This window comes from Pseudomonas sp. PS01301 (assembly GCF_029960215.1).
Taxonomy (GTDB): domain Bacteria; phylum Pseudomonadota; class Gammaproteobacteria; order Pseudomonadales; family Pseudomonadaceae; genus Aquipseudomonas; species Aquipseudomonas coleopterorum.
In genome coordinates, this window is sequence record NZ_JASCPM010000005.1 from 100,009 (window position 1) to 117,813 (window position 17,805).

Here is a 17,805-nt window from a genome sequence, read left to right on the forward strand (position 1 = left end):
GGCTCCCACAAGTGACTCAATGTTGCCGTCATGTGGGAGCGGGCTCTGCCCGCGAAAGAGGCCCTTGCAGCGTATCAGTTGCACCGAGGTGTATCGTTCGCGGGCAGAGCCCGGCTCCCACAAGGGAGAGGTGTGTTGCCTTCATGTGGGAGCGGTGTGTTGCCGCCATGTGGGAGCGGGCTCTGCCCGCGAAAGCGTCAGTCGCGCCACCACGGATTCAGCGGGCTCAAACAACCACCGGCTGCCCGCCATGAACAGCTTCCCCCGCATCGCCATGCAGGGAAATCTTCGACGTCTCGGGCAACGCCAACCCTCCCACAAGTGCCAGCACCGACACCCCCATCAGGTAGAACGCCGGCGACAGGTTGCTCCCGGTCATCCCGATCAACCAAGTAGCCATCAACGGCGCCGTACCGCCAAACAGGGTATAGGCCAGGTTGTAGGTAATCGCCGACGCCGTGTAGCGGGTCCGGGTCGGGAAGGTTTCCGAAAGCAGGGCAGCAGTCACCACACCGCTGAGCACTGCGCCCACCGCCAGCATCATCACGCCGAATACAGAGGCGGCGAACGAGCCCGAACTGGCCAGCAGGAACGAAGGGTAAACCACCGCGATCAGCAACACGCCGGTGGTGGCCACCGTCGCGCGGCGACCGACCCTGTCGGAAAACGCACCCGCCACCGGACACATCAACGCGGCGAACACCAGCGCGATCACCGAGATCAGCAATCCCGTGGCTCTGCTCAGCCCACCCACCACCTGCAGGTAGGTCGCGAAATAGGTCGTGAACATATAGAAGGAGAGGGCGGTCAGCGACACGAATGCCCCCAGGCACAGGATTGCACCGCCATGACTGCGCAGGGTGTCCTTGAGCGGCGAATGGGCGACGTCGTGATCCTGTTTAACAGCCTGGAATGCGGGGGTCTCATCCAGGCGCCAGCGCAGATAAAGACCGACCAGACCCAGCGGCGCCGCAATCAGGAAGGGCACTCGCCATCCCCAACTGGCCATCGCCTCGGGCGACAGCGATGCGTCCAGTGCATAAGCCATGACCGCCGCACAGGCAAACGCGCTGAAGGTCGACACCGGGATGAAGCTGCCATACCAGGCACGTTGGGTACGCGGGGCGTGCTCCATGAGGTAGGCACAGGCTCCAGCGTATTCGCCTCCTGCAGAAAAACCCTGCGCGCAGCGGATCAGCGTGAGCAGGATCGGCGCGGCAATACCAATGGCGGCATAGGTAGGCAGCAAGCCGATGAGCGTCGTTGCACCAGCCATGAGCAGAACGGTCATGGCCAGCACCTTCTTGCGTCCGATCCGGTCGCCGAGCATGCCAAACACGATCCCGCCCAACGGCCGGAAAGCGAACGCCACGGCGAACACCGCAAAGGTCTTCAACAACCCCGTGGTGGCATCCCCGCTGGGAAAGAACTGCTGGGCAATCGCCGTGGCCAGGAAACCATAGACGGCAAAGTCGAACCATTCCACGAAGTTGCCTACGGCAGCCGCGCAGATCACCTTTTTCAACGTTGCGGGAGAAACCCGCCCCTCCATTGCCTGGTTCATGATCTCCACCTCTGCACAGTTGTATCGAGCGATCGATTATCCGGTGCGTGCCATCCCACGATTGCCAAAAAACGGCATTGGCGTAGTCATGGCCGCAACGCACATGTGACAGGCCGTCGCAAGATCCAAGCCAGCGTCGCGCTTGTTTCCTGCCAGGCAAGAGACCCAAGATCAGCACCCATAAAAAAACCCCGGGCCAAAGGCACCGGGGTCTGGTTCGCCGAGCGCGTCGACCTATCAGAAGTCCAGGTTCGACACCGCCAATGCGTTGCTTTCGATGAACTCGCGACGAGGCTCGACCGCATCACCCATCAGGGTGTTGAAGATCTGGTCGGCGCCGATCGCGTCCTCGATGGTGACCTTGAGCATGCGGCGCACGCTTGGGTCCATCGTGGTTTCCCACAGCTGATCCGGGTTCATCTCACCCAGCCCTTTGTAGCGCTGGATAGTATGACGCTTGGTGCTTTCGGTCATCAGCCAGTCCAGGGCTTCCTTGAACTCGACCACAGCCTTCTTGCGCTCGCCACGTTTCACGTAGGCACCTTCATCCAGCAGACTGGCCAACTGTGCGCCCAGAGCGGTCACGGTCTTGTAATCGTTGCTGCCGAAGAAATCGCGGTTGAAGGTGATGTAGCTGGCCAGGCCGTGGGAAGTGATCTCCACTTCCGGCAGCCAGACATTGCGCTCATGGTCTTCACGCAGGCTGGCTTTGTACACCAGGCCGGATTTCTCGCTGGTGCGCAGACGCGCATCGAACTTGGCCAACCAGGCTTGCATGGCTTCGTGGTCGCCCAGTTGCTCGAGCGAAACCGCCGGCAGGTACACGAAGTGCTCGGTGAGCTCCTGCGGATACAGGCGCGACAGGCGCTTGAGCGTCTTCATGACCATGCGGAAATCATTGACCAGACGCTCCAGAGCTTCACCGGAAATCCCTGGCGCCGAATCGTTGAGGTGCAGGCTCGCATCTTCCAGGGCCGACTGCGTCATGTATTCTTCCATGGCGTCGTCGTCCTTGATGTACTGCTCCTGCTTGCCCTTCTTGACCTTGTACAGCGGCGGCTGGGCGATGTAGATATAGCCGCGCTCGATCAACTCCGGCAGCTGGCGGAAGAAGAACGTCAGCAGCAGGGTACGAATGTGCGAACCGTCCACATCGGCATCGGTCATGATGATGATGTTGTGATAGCGCAGCTTGTCGATGTTGTACTCTTCGCGACCGATACCGCAACCCAGCGCCGTGATCAGGGTGCCGACTTCCTGCGACGAAATCATCTTGTCGAAGCGGGCCTTCTCGACGTTGAGGATCTTGCCCTTGAGCGGCAGGATCGCCTGGGTCTTGCGGTTACGACCTTGCTTGGCCGAACCACCGGCGGAGTCACCCTCCACCAGGTACAGTTCGGAAAGGGCAGGGTCCTTCTCTTGGCAGTCGGCCAATTTGCCTGGCAAGCCGGCGATGTCCAGAGCCCCTTTACGGCGAGTCATCTCGCGCGCTTTACGAGCCGCCTCGCGAGCACGCGCGGCATCGATCATCTTGCCAACCACGGCCTTGGCTTCGTTCGGGTTTTCCAGGAGGAAGTCCGAGAAGTACTTGCCCATTTCCTGCTCGACTGCAGTCTTCACTTCGGACGAAACCAGCTTGTCCTTGGTCTGCGAGCTGAACTTGGGATCTGGAACCTTGACCGAAATGATCGCGGTCAAACCTTCACGCGCATCGTCACCGGTGGTCGAGACCTTGTTCTTCTTGGCCAGACCTTCCTGCTCGATGTAGTTGTTCAGGTTGCGCGTCAGCGCAGACCGGAAACCCACCAGGTGAGTCCCGCCATCGCGCTGTGGAATATTATTGGTGAAGCACAGCAGATTTTCGTTGAAGCTGTCGTTCCACTGCAGGGCAACTTCCACGCCCACGCCATCATCGCGCTGCACGTTGAAATGGAAGACCTGATTCACAGCTGTCTTGTTGGTGTTCAGGTACTCGACAAACGCGCGCAAACCGCCTTCGTATTTGAACAGCTCTTCTTTGCCGCTGCGCTCGTCCTTCAGCAGAATGCCGACACCGGAGTTGAGAAACGACAGCTCACGGATCCGCTTCGCCAGAATGTCCCAGCTGAAATGAATGTTCTTGAAGGTTTCAGCCGACGGCTTGAAGTGAATCTTGGTGCCGGTGGTCTCGCTGTCGCCGACAATCTTCATCGGTTCCTGCGGTACGCCGTGCACGTAGAACTGCTCCCACAACTTGCCAGCGCGGCGCACGGTCAGTTGCAGACCTTCGGACAGAGCGTTCACCACGGACACACCCACGCCGTGCAAACCACCCGACACCTTGTAGGAGTTGTCATCGAACTTACCGCCAGCGTGCAGTACGGTCATGATGACCTCGGCTGCAGATACGCCTTCTTCCTTATGCACGTCCACGGGAATACCGCGGCCGTTGTCGGTCACGGAAATGGATTCGTCAGGATGAATGGTGACGGTAATTTCGTCACAGTGACCAGCCAGGGCTTCGTCGATGGAGTTGTCCACCACCTCGAAGACCATGTGGTGTAAGCCGCTACCATCATCGGTGTCGCCGATGTACATACCGGGACGTTTGCGTACGGCATCAAGCCCTTTCAACACCTTGATGCTGGAGGAGTCGTACGTTTGATTCTCGCTCATGCCTTCACTCCCGATGATCGTGGGTCTGGGTAATACTGCCTTGTTCCACGTGGAACAAAGCAACTGGCGTTTCCGTCTGCCAGCCTTCCCTCAATAATTCGTGGTCTACGCAGGTGATAAACACCTGGCAGCGTAAGTCTTCAAGCAAGCGGCACAATGCGCGACGGTGCTGTTCATCCAGCTCGGACGGCAAGTCGTCTACCAGATAGATGCATTGACCGCGGCGGGCCTGGCCGACCAAATGGCCTTGGGCGATGCGAAGTGCACACACCACGAGCTTCTGCTGACCGCGCGACAATATGTCGGCCGCGTTGTGGGCGCCCATTCGCAATCGAAGGTCAGCGCGCTGAGGTCCAGCCTGGGTATGCCCCATCTGCTGATCTCTCAACAAGGACCCTGCCAGGACGTCTGCGAGTTCGCGATCCTTGTCCCAGCCTCGGTAATAGCTCAGTGTGAGACCTTCCAGCTTCAACAACTCGGCGAGTGTCTGTTCGAACACTGGCTTGAGCGCTTTGATATAAGCGCGCCGATAGTCGTCGATTTCAGCGCTGGCAAGGCAGAGCTCACGGTCCCATGCCGCTTGCGAAGCAACGTCAAGTGTACCATGCCGAAGCCATGAGTTCCGTTGCTTCAGGGCCTTCTGCAACCGCTGCCAGGTCGACATGAATCGAGGTTCCACGTGGAACACTCCCCAGTCTAGGAACTGTCGGCGGATCTTTGGAGCCCCCTCCAGCAGTCGAAAGCTATCGGGGTTGATCAGCTGCAAGGGCAATATCTGGGCAAGCTGAGCCGCGCTTCGAGCGTTCTGGCCGTTGATACGAATAGTGAAATCGCCCTGTCTTTCCCGTGAAATACCCAGGTTGCTATGACCGCCTTCGGCCAACTCAACCTGGCCGAATACCGTCGCAGTGGCTTGCTCGTGCTGAATGATCGGTACCAGACGCGTACTGCGAAACGATCGGGCAAGACCCAACAGGTGAATGGCTTCCAGCACGCTGGTTTTACCACTGCCGTTGGCGCCGTAGAGAATGTTGATACGCGGGGAGGGGGAGAAGGTCACCGGGTGCAGGTTGCGCACCGCGGTGACTGTAACGCGGGTCAGGGACATTCAGGTGGCTGTCAGAGGCGCATCGGCATGACGACGTATGCCGAGTCGTCATTGTCGGATTCCTGGACCAACGCGCTGCTGTTGGAGTCAGACAGGATCAGGCGAACCTGCTCGGTCGTCATCACTCCCAGCACGTCGAGCAGATAACTGACGTTGAAGCCGATTTCCAACGCACCGCCGTTATAGTCCACGGCCACTTCTTCTTCCGCTTCTTCCTGTTCAGGGTTGTTGGCCTGGATCTTGAGCTGACCGGCTGCCAGTTGCAGGCGGATGCCGCGATACTTTTCATTGGACAGGATCGCGGTGCGGCTGAAGGCCTCACGCAGTGCCTGACGGTCACCCAGCACCAGCTTGTCGCCACCTTTGGGCAGCACACGCTCATAGTCAGGGAATTTGCCGTCGACCAGCTTGGATGTGAAGGTGAACTCACCCGTGGTTGCGCGGATATGATGCTGGCCCAGCACGATGCTGACATTGCCGTCGGGCTCGGTCAGCAGACGGGCCAGTTCCAGAATGCCCTTGCGCGGCACGATGACCTGATGGCGGTCGGCTTGACCGATATCGGCCTGCATCGAGCACATGGCCAGACGATGGCCGTCGGTGGCGACTGCTCGGATGATGCCGGCCGATACTTCCAGCAGCATGCCATTGAGGTAGTAGCGCACGTCCTGCTGGGCCATGGCGAAGCTGGTGCGTTCGATCAGACGACGCAGCTTGCTCTGCACCAGGCTGCAGGTCAGCGAACCCGGGCCTTCTTCGACGGTAGGGAAGTCATTGGCCGGCAGCGTCGACAAGGTGAACCGACTGCGCCCGGCCTTGACCACGACCTTCTGCTCATCGACCTTGATGTCGATCAGCGCATCGTTGGGCAGGCTCTTGCAGATGTCCATCAACTTGCGCGCAGGCACGGTGATCTCGCCAGGCTCGGCCGGCTCTTCCAGCTGCACGCGGCCAACCAGTTCCACTTCCAGGTCAGTACCGGTCAGAGACAGCTGCTGCCCCTGAACCACCAGAAGGACGTTGGAAAGCACAGGCAAGGTCTGGCGGCGTTCGACGACGCCTGCGACCAGTTGCAGGGGTTTCAACAGGGCTTCGCGTTGAATGGTGAAATGCATGGTCTAGTCCCTTGCCTCAAAAGCTGCGTAGTGAATGTTCACGTGGTCAGTGTACGCAGCAGGTTCTTGTAGTCCTCGCGGATATCCGCGTCGGATTCCTTGAGTTCGTTGATCTTGCGGCACGCGTGCAGCACGGTGGTGTGATCGCGCCCACCAAACACATCGCCGATTTCCGGCAGGCTGTGGTTGGTCAATTCCTTGGACAGCGCCATTGCCACCTGCCGTGGTCGGGCCACCGAGCGCGAACGGCGCTTGGAAAGCAGATCGGAAATCTTGATCTTGTAGTACTCGGCCACCGTTCGCTGGATGTTATCCACACTCACCAGCTTGTCCTGCAGTGCCAGCAGGTCCTTGAGCGACTCGCGGATCAGCTCGATGGTGATTTCGCGACCCATGAAGTGGGAGTGCGCAATGACCCGCTTGAGTGCGCCTTCCAGTTCGCGGACGTTGGAACGGATGCGCTGGGCGATGAAGAACGCCGCGTCATGAGGCAGCTCGACCTTGGCCTGGTCCGCCTTCTTCATGAGGATGGCGACACGGGTTTCCAGCTCGGGCGGCTCGACAGCAACGGTCAGACCCCAGCCGAAGCGTGATTTCAACCGCTCCTCGAGGCCTTCGATTTCCTTGGGGTAGCGATCGCTGGTGAGGATGACCTGCTGGCCGCCTTCCAACAAAGCGTTGAAGGTGTGGAAGAACTCCTCCTGGGAGCGTTCCTTGCGCGCGAAGAACTGGATATCGTCGATCAGCAACGCATCGACCGATCGGTAGAAGCGCTTGAATTCGTTGATCGCGTTCAACTGCAACGCCTTGACCATGTCTGCAACGAACCGCTCGGAATGCAGGTAAACCACCTTGGCATTCGGATTCTTCTTGAGCAGGTGGTTACCCACAGCGTGCATCAAGTGCGTCTTACCCAGGCCGACCCCCCCATAAAGGAACAGCGGGTTGTAGCCATGCTTGGGATTGTCCGCCACCTGCCAGGCAGCCGCGCGTGCCAGCTGGTTGGATTTACCTTCCACGAAGTTTTCGAAGGTAAAGGTGCGGTTCAGATAACTGGTGTGCTTGAGCGCACCTTCTACCTGGACAGTGCGTTGCTCGGAACGCACGGGTGCCGGCTGCGAGCTGGCACCGGCCATGGGGTCGAAACTGTCCCGCGAGGGTTCTTCGCTGGCCACTGAAGGCTTGGCAACGGCTTCTACAGGCGCTGCCGCAGGTGCGGCCGCCACCGGGGCGGCCTGCACCTGGTTCGCGGCTGCAGCGGCTGCCAGCGGCGCGTTGGGGGCCGCGCGGGGCGTCGAGCTGCGACGGCTGCCGATCAGCAACGAAAGTGCCGGCGCCAGGCCATTGCCGTGTTCACCCAAAAGTTCGAGGAGCCGCGTCAGGTATTTCTCGTTGACCCAGTCCAGCACGAATCGGTTAGGCGCATAGACGCGCAACTCGTCGCCTTCGGCTTCGACCTGTAGCGGACGGATCCAGGTGTTGAATTGCTGGGCAGGCAGTTCATCGCGCAGGAGTTCCACGCACTGCTGCCAAAGTTCCACTGACACAGGTATCCCCTGAATTGAAAGCCGGCAAGGCAAAAACAACGGCCATTGTACCGGCGCTCCGCACACTTATCCACATGTAGGTCGGGTCCGCTGCCTCTGCCGCACGTAAAAACACAACGTCAATGCCTTGAAAACCTATCTGTGAGCTCTGTGGATAACCCGTCTTGAGATCTATGCACAAGTAGGGGTCGAGCTCTGTGTATAACTCACCTGTGGATATCCATAGATTTAATCCACAGGTTGTGCGGAGCAATGACACAGGCGCAGCCCATCTTCTGGACAGGGTTGCGGATCTCCAGAACGCCCTGTGAATAAGGCCTCCAGACGGTTATCCACAGATGTTGGCCTCTCTAAGATCTATAAGCATTACAGAAAAGCTTTAAATAAGTCCCTTCTCTATTTTTATATTTGATCGCCTGAATCGTCCAACCCATCCTCCTGAGAAGGCACCGGCAATGAAGGCTCCCAATCCCCGACCTGCGTTCTTCAGTCCCCCTCTATCTGAGCAAAGGGGCCAAAAAGTAATAGTTGGTTGGAAATTGACCTTCTGCCGCGCTTTCACTAGAATCGCCGGTCTCTTAAAACGGGGTCCATTCCGGCCCGTTGTGGACGAACCAGGTAACAACCATGAAACGTACTTTCCAACCCAGCACCATCAAGCGCGCTCGCACCCACGGTTTCCGTGCTCGCATGGCTACCAAGAACGGCCGTACCGTCCTGTCGCGTCGTCGCGCCAAGGGCCGCAAGCGTCTGGCAGTTTGATCCTTCGGCACGGGTGGTGAGTCAGGACTACGGTCGGGAAAAGCGTCTGCTGACAGCCCGGCATTTCAAAGCAGTCTTCGACTCGCCATCTGGCAAGGTACCCGGCAAGAACCTGCTGCTCCTTGCGCGTGAGAACGGCCTCGAACATCCCCGTCTGGGGCTGGTCATCGGTAAAAAGAGCGTCAAGCTCGCCGTTCAGCGCAATCGCTTGAAACGCTTGATGCGTGACTCGTTCCGTCTGCACCAGGGCATCCTGGCGGGCTGGGATATCGTCATCGTCGCGCGTAAAGGTTTGGGCGACGTGGAAAACCCTGAATTGCATGAGCATTTTGGCAAGCTCTGGAAGCGCCTCGCACGTAACCGGCCCGCTCCAGTGGTGAAGACCGAACCTGCAGGAGTGGACAGTCAAGATGCGTAAACTGGCAATCGTTCCGATCCAGTTCTACCGCTACGCCATCAGCCCTCTCATGGCGAATCACTGTCGTTTTTACCCCAGTTGCTCTTGCTACGCGCTCGAAGCCATCGAAATCCACGGCCTCTTGCGTGGAAGCTGGCTGACCGTTCGTCGCCTTGGCCGCTGTCACCCATGGAATGCCGGTGGTTTCGACCCGGTTCCAGACGCCCCATCACCCCGTTCTTCTTCGATAGCCGAGTAATCATGGATATTAAACGCACGATCCTGATCGTCGCCCTGGCAGTCGTGGCCTACGTCATGGTCCTGAAATGGAACCAGGATTACGGTCAAGCCGCCTTGCCGACTCAGAATGTGGCTACCCAGAACCCGACGCCGGCGTTGCCGGAAACGGTACCGGGCACCAACACTCAAGCCAGTGCCGATGTACCCAGCGCCAATCCTGATGCCAATCTGCCTGTGCCGACCCCTGTTGTGGTCAGCAAGGACCTGATCTGGGTCAAGACCGACGTGCTCAACTTCGCTATCGATCCTACCGGTGGTGATATCGTCCAGCTGAACCTGCCCGAGTACCCTCGTCGCCAGGACATGCCGAACATTCCGTTCCAATTGTTCGACAACGGTGGTGAGCTGACCTACCTGGCCCAGAGTGGCCTGACCGGTACGAACGGCCCGGACGCGCGTCCAAGCGGACGTCCTGTGTACAGCGCTTCGCAGAAAAGTTATCAACTGGCTGACGGCCAGAACGAGCTCGTGGTCGACCTGACCTACAGCGACAATGGTGTGAACTACCTCAAGCGCTTCACCGTCGATCGCGGTGAGTACGACTTGAAAGTCAGCTACCTTGTGGATAACCAGAGCGCGCAGAACTGGAGCGGCAACATGTTCGCCCAGCTCAAACGCGACAACAGCTCCGATCCTTCGTCGACCACGGCCACCGGTACCGCTACCTATCTGGGCGCAGCCCTGTGGACAAGTGGCGAGCCGTACAAGAAAGTGTCGATGAAAGACATGGACAAGGCCGGCCTCAAGGAAACCGTACAAGGCGGCTGGGTCGCCTGGCTGCAGCATTACTTCGTGACTGCCTGGATCCCTGCTGCCGGTGACAGCAACAATGTCATGACGCGCAAGGACAACCAGGGCAACTACATCATTGGCTACACCGGCCCTACGCTGTCGGCAGCGCCAGGTGGCAAGGTTGAAACCACAGCCACGCTGTACGCCGGTCCCAAGGTTCAGGACAAGCTCAAGGAGTTGTCCCCAGGCCTGGAGCTGACTGTCGACTACGGCATCCTGTGGTTCATCGCTCAACCGATCTTCTGGTTGCTCAAGCATATCCACGCGATCCTGGGGAACTGGGGCTTCTCGATCATCTGCCTGACCATCCTGATCAAGCTGCTGTTCTTCCCGCTGTCGGCCGCCAGCTACAAGTCGATGGCGCGCATGCGTGCCGTGGCGCCGAAACTGGCTGCCCTCAAGGAACAGCATGGCGATGACCGGCAGAAAATGTCCCAGGCCATGATGGAGCTGTACAAGAAAGAGAAGATCAATCCACTGGGCGGCTGCCTGCCGATCCTGGTGCAGATGCCGGTCTTCCTTTCCCTGTACTGGGTATTGCTGGAAAGCGTCGAGATGCGTCAGGCACCTTGGTTGCTGTGGATAACCGACCTGTCGATCAAGGATCCGTACTTCATCCTGCCTATCATCATGGGCGCGACCATGTTCATCCAGCAGCGCTTGAACCCGACGCCTCCGGATCCGATGCAGGCCAAGGTGATGAAGATGATGCCGATCGTGTTCACCTTCTTCTTCCTGTGGTTCCCGGCAGGTCTGGTGCTGTACTGGGTGACCAACAACACCCTGTCGATTGCCCAGCAGTGGTACATCACGCGCAGCATCGAGAAAGCCGCGGCAAACAAACCTGCCGTCTGACGGGTTGCTCGACTAACCTGTGAACAAAGCGCCCCCTCGTGGGGCGTTTTGCTATCTGAAATTCGACCGGAGTACCTGCATGAACGTCGTTCGCGAAACCATCGCTGCCATTGCCACGGCCCAGGGTCGAGGCGGAGTAGGGATCGTACGCATCTCCGGGCCGCTGGCCAGCCAGGCCGCTCAGGCTATCATCGGCCGCGTGCCGACCCCTCGTCATGCGCACTATGGCCCGATGCTCGATGCGCAGTGCCAGGTCATCGATGAAGGGCTGGGCCTTTACTTTCCAGGGCCCAACTCGTTCACCGGCGAAGATGTACTGGAGCTGCAGGGCCATGGTGGACCCGTGGTGATGGACATGCTGCTGCAGCGCTGCCTGGAACTGGGCTGCCGCCTGGCACGTCCCGGCGAGTTCAGCGAGCGGGCCTTTCTCAACGACAAGCTGGACCTGGCTCAGGCCGAGGCCATTGCCGATCTCATCGAAGCAAGCTCCGCCCAGGCGGCACGCAACGCAGTACGTTCGTTGCAGGGGGCTTTCTCCCGGCGTGTGGATAACTTGACCGAGCAGCTCATCGCGCTGCGGATCTATGTGGAAGCTGCCATCGACTTTCCCGAGGAGGAAATCGACTTCCTTGCCGATGGCCATGTGTTGAGCATGCTCGACAAGGTTCGCAGCGAGTTATCCACCGTACTGCGCGAAGCCGGGCAGGGTGCCTTGCTGCGTGACGGGATGAACGTGGTAATCGCTGGCCGGCCGAATGCCGGCAAGTCCAGCCTGCTTAATCTGCTGGCCGGGCGTGAAGCGGCCATTGTCACTGACATCGCCGGTACCACCCGTGACGTGTTGCGCGAACATATCCACATAGACGGCATGCCGCTGCATGTGATCGATACTGCCGGATTGCGTACCACCCTCGATGAAGTCGAGCAGATCGGCGTCCAGCGCGCGCTGAAGGCCATTGCCGAAGCCGACCGTATCCTGCTGGTGGTGGACGCGACGTCTGCCGAGGCGGCCGATCCCTTCGCGGTCTGGCCGGAGTTTCTGGAACTCACGCCCGACATCGGCAAGGTCACCGTGATTCGCAACAAGGCGGATCTGAGTGGTGAAGCGATCGGTATCCAGCATGACGACGATGGTCACGTGACCTTGAGTCTCACAGCCAAGGGAACTGGCCAAGGCCTTGAACTGCTGCGTGACCATCTCAAAGCCTGCATGGGTTACGAGCAGACAGCCGAGAGCAGTTTCAGCGCCCGTCGACGTCATCTGGAAGCCTTGCGGCATGCGGGTGATCATCTTGACCATGGGCGTGATCAGCTGACGCTGGCGGGCGCGGGCGAGCTCCTGGCTGAAGACTTGCGCCTGGCCCAACATGCGCTGGGGGAAATCACCGGTGCATTCAGTTCGGACGACCTGCTGGGGCGCATTTTCTCGAGCTTCTGCATCGGCAAGTAGATCTCCCGATATGCATGCAGCACCGCATGGACTCATCAAGAGCCACCTTACGAGGTGGCTTTTTTTTTATACATGCTTCAGGAGCCCTGTGGACAACCCCAGCTGAGCTAGGTTGATAAGCAGGTCCGAAAGCTGATGATAAATGCCGCTGTGAGTAAGCGCAGCTGTTACCCACAGGTTAATTTGGGTTATACACCGAGCTGACAGGCACCTGATCACAACCTTTAATTTCCCTGTACACGTTGTCGATACAGGCTTGCAGAGCTTTATCCACAGATACGGTGTTGCCTAGTAATAAACATAAAAACAAAGCTTTAATAAATCTCTCTCTTTTAATTTCTATTACCGACGCTATCCACAGCTGGTTATTTTTTGTGCAGAAGGGTTCTTTAGCCAAGGCAAATTCCCTATACTGCGCAGCTATCCCAATTACCCACATAGAACAGGCACGAGGTGCGTGGTGGATTTCCCTTCCCGTTTTGAAGTGATCGTCATCGGCGGCGGTCATGCCGGTACCGAGGCAGCACTGGCCTCAGCACGCATGGGTGCAAAGACCCTGCTGTTGACGCACAACGTGGAAACCCTCGGTGCCATGAGTTGCAACCCGGCCATCGGCGGCATCGGCAAGAGCCATCTGGTCAAGGAGATCGATGCGCTCGGCGGTGCCATGGCGCTGGCCACCGACAAGGGTGGCATTCAGTTTCGCGTGCTCAACAACCGCAAAGGCCCGGCGGTGCGGGCTACCCGTGCGCAGGCCGACCGCGTTCTGTACAAGGCTGCCATTCGCGAGATTCTCGAGAATCAGCCCAACCTGTGGATATTCCAGCAGCCGGCCGACGACCTGATCGTCGAGCAGGACGAGGTCAAGGGAGTAGTCACCCAGATGGGCCTTCGTTTCATGGCCGATTCCGTGGTGCTCACCACCGGAACCTTCCTGGGCGGACTTATCCACATCGGTTTGCAGAATTATTCGGGTGGCCGTGCCGGCGATCCGCCATCGATCGCGTTAGCCCATCGTCTGCGTGAACTACCTCTGCGAGTAGGTCGCTTGAAGACCGGTACACCACCGCGTATCGACGGCAAGTCGGTGGATTTCTCGGTCATGACCGAACAGCCGGGCGATACACCCATTCCGGTGATGTCGTTCATGGGGTCCAAGGCGCTGCACCCACGTCAGGTCAGTTGCTGGATCACCCACACCAACGCGCGCACCCATGAAATCATCGCCGCCAACCTGGATCGCTCGCCGATGTACTCGGCTGCCGGGGAAATCGAAGGGGTGGGTCCACGGTACTGCCCGTCGATCGAAGACAAGATCCACCGCTTCGCCGACAAGCAGAGCCATCAGGTGTTCATCGAGCCCGAAGGGCTGACCACCCACGAGCTGTACCCCAACGGTATTTCCACGTCCTTGCCGTTCGACGTGCAGCTGCAGATCGTGCGTTCGATCCGCGGCATGGAAAACGCGCACATCATGCGACCCGGCTATGCCATCGAATACGATTACTTCGATCCGCGTGATCTCAAGTACAGCCTGGAAACCAAGGTGATCGCCGGGTTGTTCTTCGCCGGGCAGATCAACGGCACCACGGGTTACGAAGAGGCCGGCGCCCAAGGTCTGCTGGCTGGCGCGAACGCCGCACTTCGCGCCCAGGGCAAAGAGGCCTGGTGTCCACGCCGCGACGAGGCGTACATCGGCGTCCTGGTCGACGACCTGATTACCCTGGGAACCCAGGAACCGTACCGGATGTTCACCTCGCGAGCCGAGTATCGACTGATCCTGCGCGAAGACAACGCCGACCTGCGCCTGACCGAAAAGGGCCGTGAACTGGGTCTGGTCGATGACGCTCGCTGGGCGGCCTTCAGTGCCAAGCGCGAAGCGATCGAAATCGAGGAACAACGGCTCAAGAGCACCTGGGTACGCCCCAACACCGCTCAGGGGAATGCCGTCGCCGAGAAGTTCGGTACGCCGTTGACCCATGAATACAACCTGCTTAACCTGCTCAGCCGCCCCGAGATCGACTATGTCGGTCTGATCGAAGTCACCGGCGGCGGAGCGCATGATCCACAGGTGGCCGAACAGGTCGAGATCAAGACCAAGTACGCGGGCTACATTGATCGTCAGCAGGACGAGATCGCTCGGCTGCGCGCCAGCGAGGACACCCGCCTGCCTGTGGATATCGACTATGCCGGGATCTCCGGGCTGTCCAAGGAGATTCAGGGCAAGCTGGGCGCGACCCGCCCCGAAACCCTCGGTCAGGCATCGCGCATCCCGGGCGTCACGCCTGCAGCCATTTCGCTGTTGATGATTCACCTGAAAAAACGCGGCGCAGGCCGCGAGTTGGAGCAAAGCGCTTGAGTTCCATGGTCACCGAACAACACCGCGAAGAGTTGTCCACAGGCGCCCGGCAATTGGGCGTCGAATTGTCCGAGGGCCAGCGCGAACAGCTGCTGGCCTATCTGGCCCTGCTGATCAAATGGAACAAGGCTTACAACCTGACGGCAGTGCGCAATCCTGACGAGATGGTGTCACGGCACCTGCTCGACAGCCTGAGCATTCTTGCGCACCTGGGTAATGCCCAGCGCTGGCTCGATGTCGGCAGCGGCGGCGGCATGCCGGGTATTCCCCTGGCAATCATGTTTCCCGAGAAACACATCGCCACCCTCGACAGCAATGGCAAGAAGACCCGTTTCCAGACTCAGGTGAAGCTGGAACTGGGACTCGCCAATCTTCAGGTTATCCACAGCCGCGCCGAAACGTTCGTACCCGAGCAGCCCTTCGACGGCATCGTTTCCCGCGCCTTCAGCAGCCTGCACGACTTCGCTCACTGGACACGCCACCTGGGCGACAGCGATACGCGCTGGTTGGCGATGAAAGGGCTGCATCCGGCCGACGAACTGGTAGCATTGCCAGCGGACTTCCACCTCGATAGCGAACACGCCCTGGCCGTACCCGGTTGCCAAGGCCAACGCCATCTGCTGATACTGCGCCGCACGGCATGATTGGGAACACGAGCACTAATGGCTAAGGTATTCGCGATAGCGAACCAGAAAGGTGGTGTGGGCAAGACCACCACCTGCATCAACCTCGCAGCATCGCTGGTCGCGACCAAGCGCCGCGTGCTGCTGATCGATCTCGATCCGCAGGGCAACGCCACCATGGGCAGCGGTGTGGACAAGCATGCGCTGGAAAATTCGATCTACGACGTGTTGATCGGCGAGTGCGACCTGGCTCAGGCCATGCATTTTTCCGAACACGGCGGATACCAGTTGCTGCCTGCCAACCGCGACCTGACCGCGGCCGAGGTGGTCCTGCTGGAAATGCAGATGAAGGAAAGCCGTCTGCGCAGCGCGCTGGCGCCGGTGCGTAACAACTACGATTACATCCTCATCGACTGTCCGCCGTCGCTGTCGATGCTGACCCTCAATGCGCTGGTGGCCTCCGATGGCGTGATCATCCCGATGCAGTGCGAATATTTCGCCCTGGAAGGATTGAGCGACCTTGTGGATAACATCAAGCGCATTGCCGAGTTGCTCAATCCGGACCTGAAGGTCGAGGGTCTGCTGCGCACCATGTACGACCCGCGCCTGAGCCTGATGAACGATGTCTCGGCACAGCTCAAGGAGCATTTCGGCGATCAGCTGTACGATACGGTGATCCCGCGCAACATTCGTCTGGCCGAAGCGCCCAGCTACGGGATGCCGGCGCTGTCGTACGATAAATCATCACGCGGCGCGCTGGCCTATCTGGCACTGGCCGGCGAGATGGTTCGTCGGCAACGTCGCCAATCTCGCACCGCTGCAGTCATTTAAGGATTCCAATGGCCGTCAAGAAACGTGGTCTCGGACGTGGACTGGATGCGCTGCTCAGCGGTCCGACCGTCAGCTCGCTCGAGGAGCAGGCAGTCACGGTCGACCAGAACGAGTTGCAGCACCTGCCGCTGGACGTCATTCAGCGGGGCAAGTATCAGCCGCGCCGGGACATGGACCCGCAGGCGCTCGAAGAGCTGGCGCACTCGATCAAGACCCAGGGCGTGATGCAACCGATCGTGGTACGGCCCGTGGCCAACGCACGCTTCGAGATCATCGCCGGCGAACGTCGCTGGCGTGCCGCGCAACAGGCTGGCCTTGAAACCATCCCGGCCATGGTCCGCGATGTGCCGGACGAAGCGGCGATCGCCATGGCGCTGATCGAGAACATCCAGCGCGAAGACCTCAATCCGGTGGAAGAGGCCATTGCCCTGCAGCGTCTGCAGCACGAGTTCCAGCTGACGCAGCAGCAGGTCGCCGATGCGGTGGGCAAGTCGCGGGTCACCGTGGCCAACCTGTTGCGCCTGATCGCGCTGCCTGAAGTAATCAAGACCATGCTGTCCCATGGCGATCTGGAAATGGGCCATGCGCGCGCATTGCTCGGTCTGCCCGATGAGCAGCAGGTCGAAGGCGCGCGACACGTTGTCGCACGAGGCCTCACCGTTCGGCAGACCGAGGCTCTGGTTCGCCAGTGGTTGAGCGGCAAACCCGAGCCGGTGGAACCGGCCAAGGCCGACCCTGACATCACGCGGCTGGAGCAAAGACTGGCCGAACGCCTAGGCTCTGCGGTGCAGATCCGCCATGGGCAGAAAGGAAAAGGCCAGTTGGTCATCCGCTACAACTCTCTTGATGAGTTGCAAGGCGTGCTCGCACACATCCGCTGAAACAATTCCTTGTGTAGCGCGCAGTCGGAAATCACTACCCGGCAGTTGAATAGGGGAGGAACCGCCCCTATACTCTGCGCGCATTTTGTCGGCACAATTTATGCCAAGTTACGGCTTATGGCACGTCGACCATTGAGGAGTCGTCACGATGGAAACCCGCACGCCAAACCGCCTGCCGTTCCATCAGTGGGTCGTTTTCCCGATGTTGTTGGCGCAAGGTGTCGTCGTGTTGCTGGCAGCTCTGGTGCTGTGGCAATGGCTCGGGGGGGTCAGCGGTTATTCAGGACTCTGCGGAGGCCTGATCGCCTGGTTGCCCAATCTGTATTTCGCCTGGAAGGCTTTCCGGTTCACCGGAGCCCGGGCCGCACAAGCCATCGTCCGGTCGTTCTACGCCGGCGAGGCAGGCAAGCTGATTTTGACGGCAGTGCTGTTCGCACTGACGTTCGCAGGAGTGAAACCACTGGCGCCGCTGGCTGTATTCGGCGTCTTCGGGCTGACCCAGCTGGTCAGCTGGTTCGCACCCCTGCTCATGAAAACAAGACTTTCGAGACCTTAGGGCGTTTGAG

Annotated in this window: 15 protein-coding genes; 10 read left to right on the top strand and 5 right to left on the bottom strand. The window is 59.4% G+C overall.

Annotated elements, in window-relative coordinates; all coding sequences use genetic code 11:
- Nucleotides 1-226: 226 nt before the first annotated feature.
- The 5 genes from QMX89_RS04145 to dnaA form a co-directional block, all read right to left on the bottom strand.
- Nucleotides 227-1,564, bottom strand: coding sequence for an MFS transporter (locus tag QMX89_RS04145; RefSeq protein WP_282347106.1), 1,338 nt, complete (start codon nucleotides 1,562-1,564; stop codon nucleotides 227-229).
- Between the two features lie 237 nt (nucleotides 1,565-1,801).
- Complete coding sequence (gene gyrB / locus QMX89_RS04150; RefSeq protein WP_282347108.1) at nucleotides 1,802-4,219, bottom strand: DNA topoisomerase (ATP-hydrolyzing) subunit B; 2,418 nt, start codon at nucleotides 4,217-4,219, stop codon at nucleotides 1,802-1,804.
- Nucleotides 4,220-4,223: 4 nt separating this feature from the next.
- Entirely contained in the window at nucleotides 4,224-5,327 is a 1,104-nt protein-coding gene (gene recF / locus QMX89_RS04155; protein WP_282347109.1) for a DNA replication/repair protein RecF, read from the bottom strand.
- Nucleotides 5,328-5,338: 11 nt separating this feature from the next.
- Nucleotides 5,339-6,442, bottom strand: a complete 1,104-nt coding sequence (gene dnaN / locus QMX89_RS04160; RefSeq protein ID WP_049860460.1) for a DNA polymerase III subunit beta — start codon at nucleotides 6,440-6,442, stop codon at nucleotides 5,339-5,341.
- Between the two features lie 38 nt (nucleotides 6,443-6,480).
- A complete protein-coding gene (gene dnaA / locus QMX89_RS04165; RefSeq protein WP_056844846.1) occupies nucleotides 6,481-7,989 on the bottom strand; it encodes a chromosomal replication initiator protein DnaA in 1,509 nt (502 codons plus the stop codon).
- A 627-nt stretch (nucleotides 7,990-8,616) separates the two neighbouring features.
- Between dnaA and rpmH the strand changes: the two genes are divergently transcribed.
- From rpmH to QMX89_RS04215, 10 genes are all read left to right on the top strand, one after another.
- Complete coding sequence (gene rpmH / locus QMX89_RS04170) at nucleotides 8,617-8,751, top strand: 50S ribosomal protein L34 (RefSeq protein ID WP_043192020.1); 135 nt, start codon at nucleotides 8,617-8,619, stop codon at nucleotides 8,749-8,751.
- Nucleotides 8,752-8,764: 13 nt separating this feature from the next.
- Nucleotides 8,765-9,169, top strand: a complete 405-nt coding sequence (gene rnpA / locus QMX89_RS04175) for a ribonuclease P protein component (RefSeq protein WP_043192022.1) — start codon at nucleotides 8,765-8,767, stop codon at nucleotides 9,167-9,169.
- Entirely contained in the window at nucleotides 9,162-9,407 is a 246-nt protein-coding gene (gene yidD / locus QMX89_RS04180; RefSeq protein ID WP_082223633.1) for a membrane protein insertion efficiency factor YidD, read from the top strand. Before rnpA ends, yidD begins: the two co-directional genes overlap by 8 nt.
- A 2-nt stretch (nucleotides 9,408-9,409) precedes the next feature.
- Nucleotides 9,410-11,095, top strand: coding sequence for a membrane protein insertase YidC (yidC, locus tag QMX89_RS04185; RefSeq protein ID WP_282347118.1), 1,686 nt, complete (start codon nucleotides 9,410-9,412; stop codon nucleotides 11,093-11,095).
- A gap of 79 nt (nucleotides 11,096-11,174) precedes the next feature.
- Nucleotides 11,175-12,545, top strand: a complete 1,371-nt coding sequence (gene mnmE, locus QMX89_RS04190; RefSeq protein WP_049860456.1) for a tRNA uridine-5-carboxymethylaminomethyl(34) synthesis GTPase MnmE — start codon at nucleotides 11,175-11,177, stop codon at nucleotides 12,543-12,545.
- A 460-nt stretch (nucleotides 12,546-13,005) separates the two neighbouring features.
- Nucleotides 13,006-14,904 (top strand): tRNA uridine-5-carboxymethylaminomethyl(34) synthesis enzyme MnmG, encoded by a 1,899-nt coding sequence (mnmG, locus tag QMX89_RS04195; RefSeq protein ID WP_282347120.1) that lies wholly within the window; start codon nucleotides 13,006-13,008, stop codon nucleotides 14,902-14,904.
- A complete protein-coding gene (gene rsmG, locus QMX89_RS04200; protein ID WP_049860454.1) occupies nucleotides 14,901-15,548 on the top strand; it encodes a 16S rRNA (guanine(527)-N(7))-methyltransferase RsmG in 648 nt (215 codons plus the stop codon). The genes mnmG and rsmG overlap by 4 nt, the downstream gene beginning before the upstream one ends.
- A gap of 18 nt (nucleotides 15,549-15,566) precedes the next feature.
- Complete coding sequence (locus QMX89_RS04205; RefSeq protein ID WP_049860453.1) at nucleotides 15,567-16,358, top strand: ParA family protein; 792 nt, start codon at nucleotides 15,567-15,569, stop codon at nucleotides 16,356-16,358.
- Between the two features lie 8 nt (nucleotides 16,359-16,366).
- Nucleotides 16,367-17,239 carry a ParB/RepB/Spo0J family partition protein gene (locus QMX89_RS04210; RefSeq protein WP_049860452.1) on the top strand — a complete coding sequence of 291 codons (873 nt, stop codon included), beginning with the start codon at nucleotides 16,367-16,369 and terminating at the stop codon, nucleotides 17,237-17,239.
- A gap of 148 nt (nucleotides 17,240-17,387) precedes the next feature.
- Complete coding sequence (locus tag QMX89_RS04215; protein WP_056844841.1) at nucleotides 17,388-17,795, top strand: F0F1 ATP synthase subunit I; 408 nt, start codon at nucleotides 17,388-17,390, stop codon at nucleotides 17,793-17,795.
- The last annotated feature ends 10 nt before the right edge of the window (nucleotides 17,796-17,805 follow it).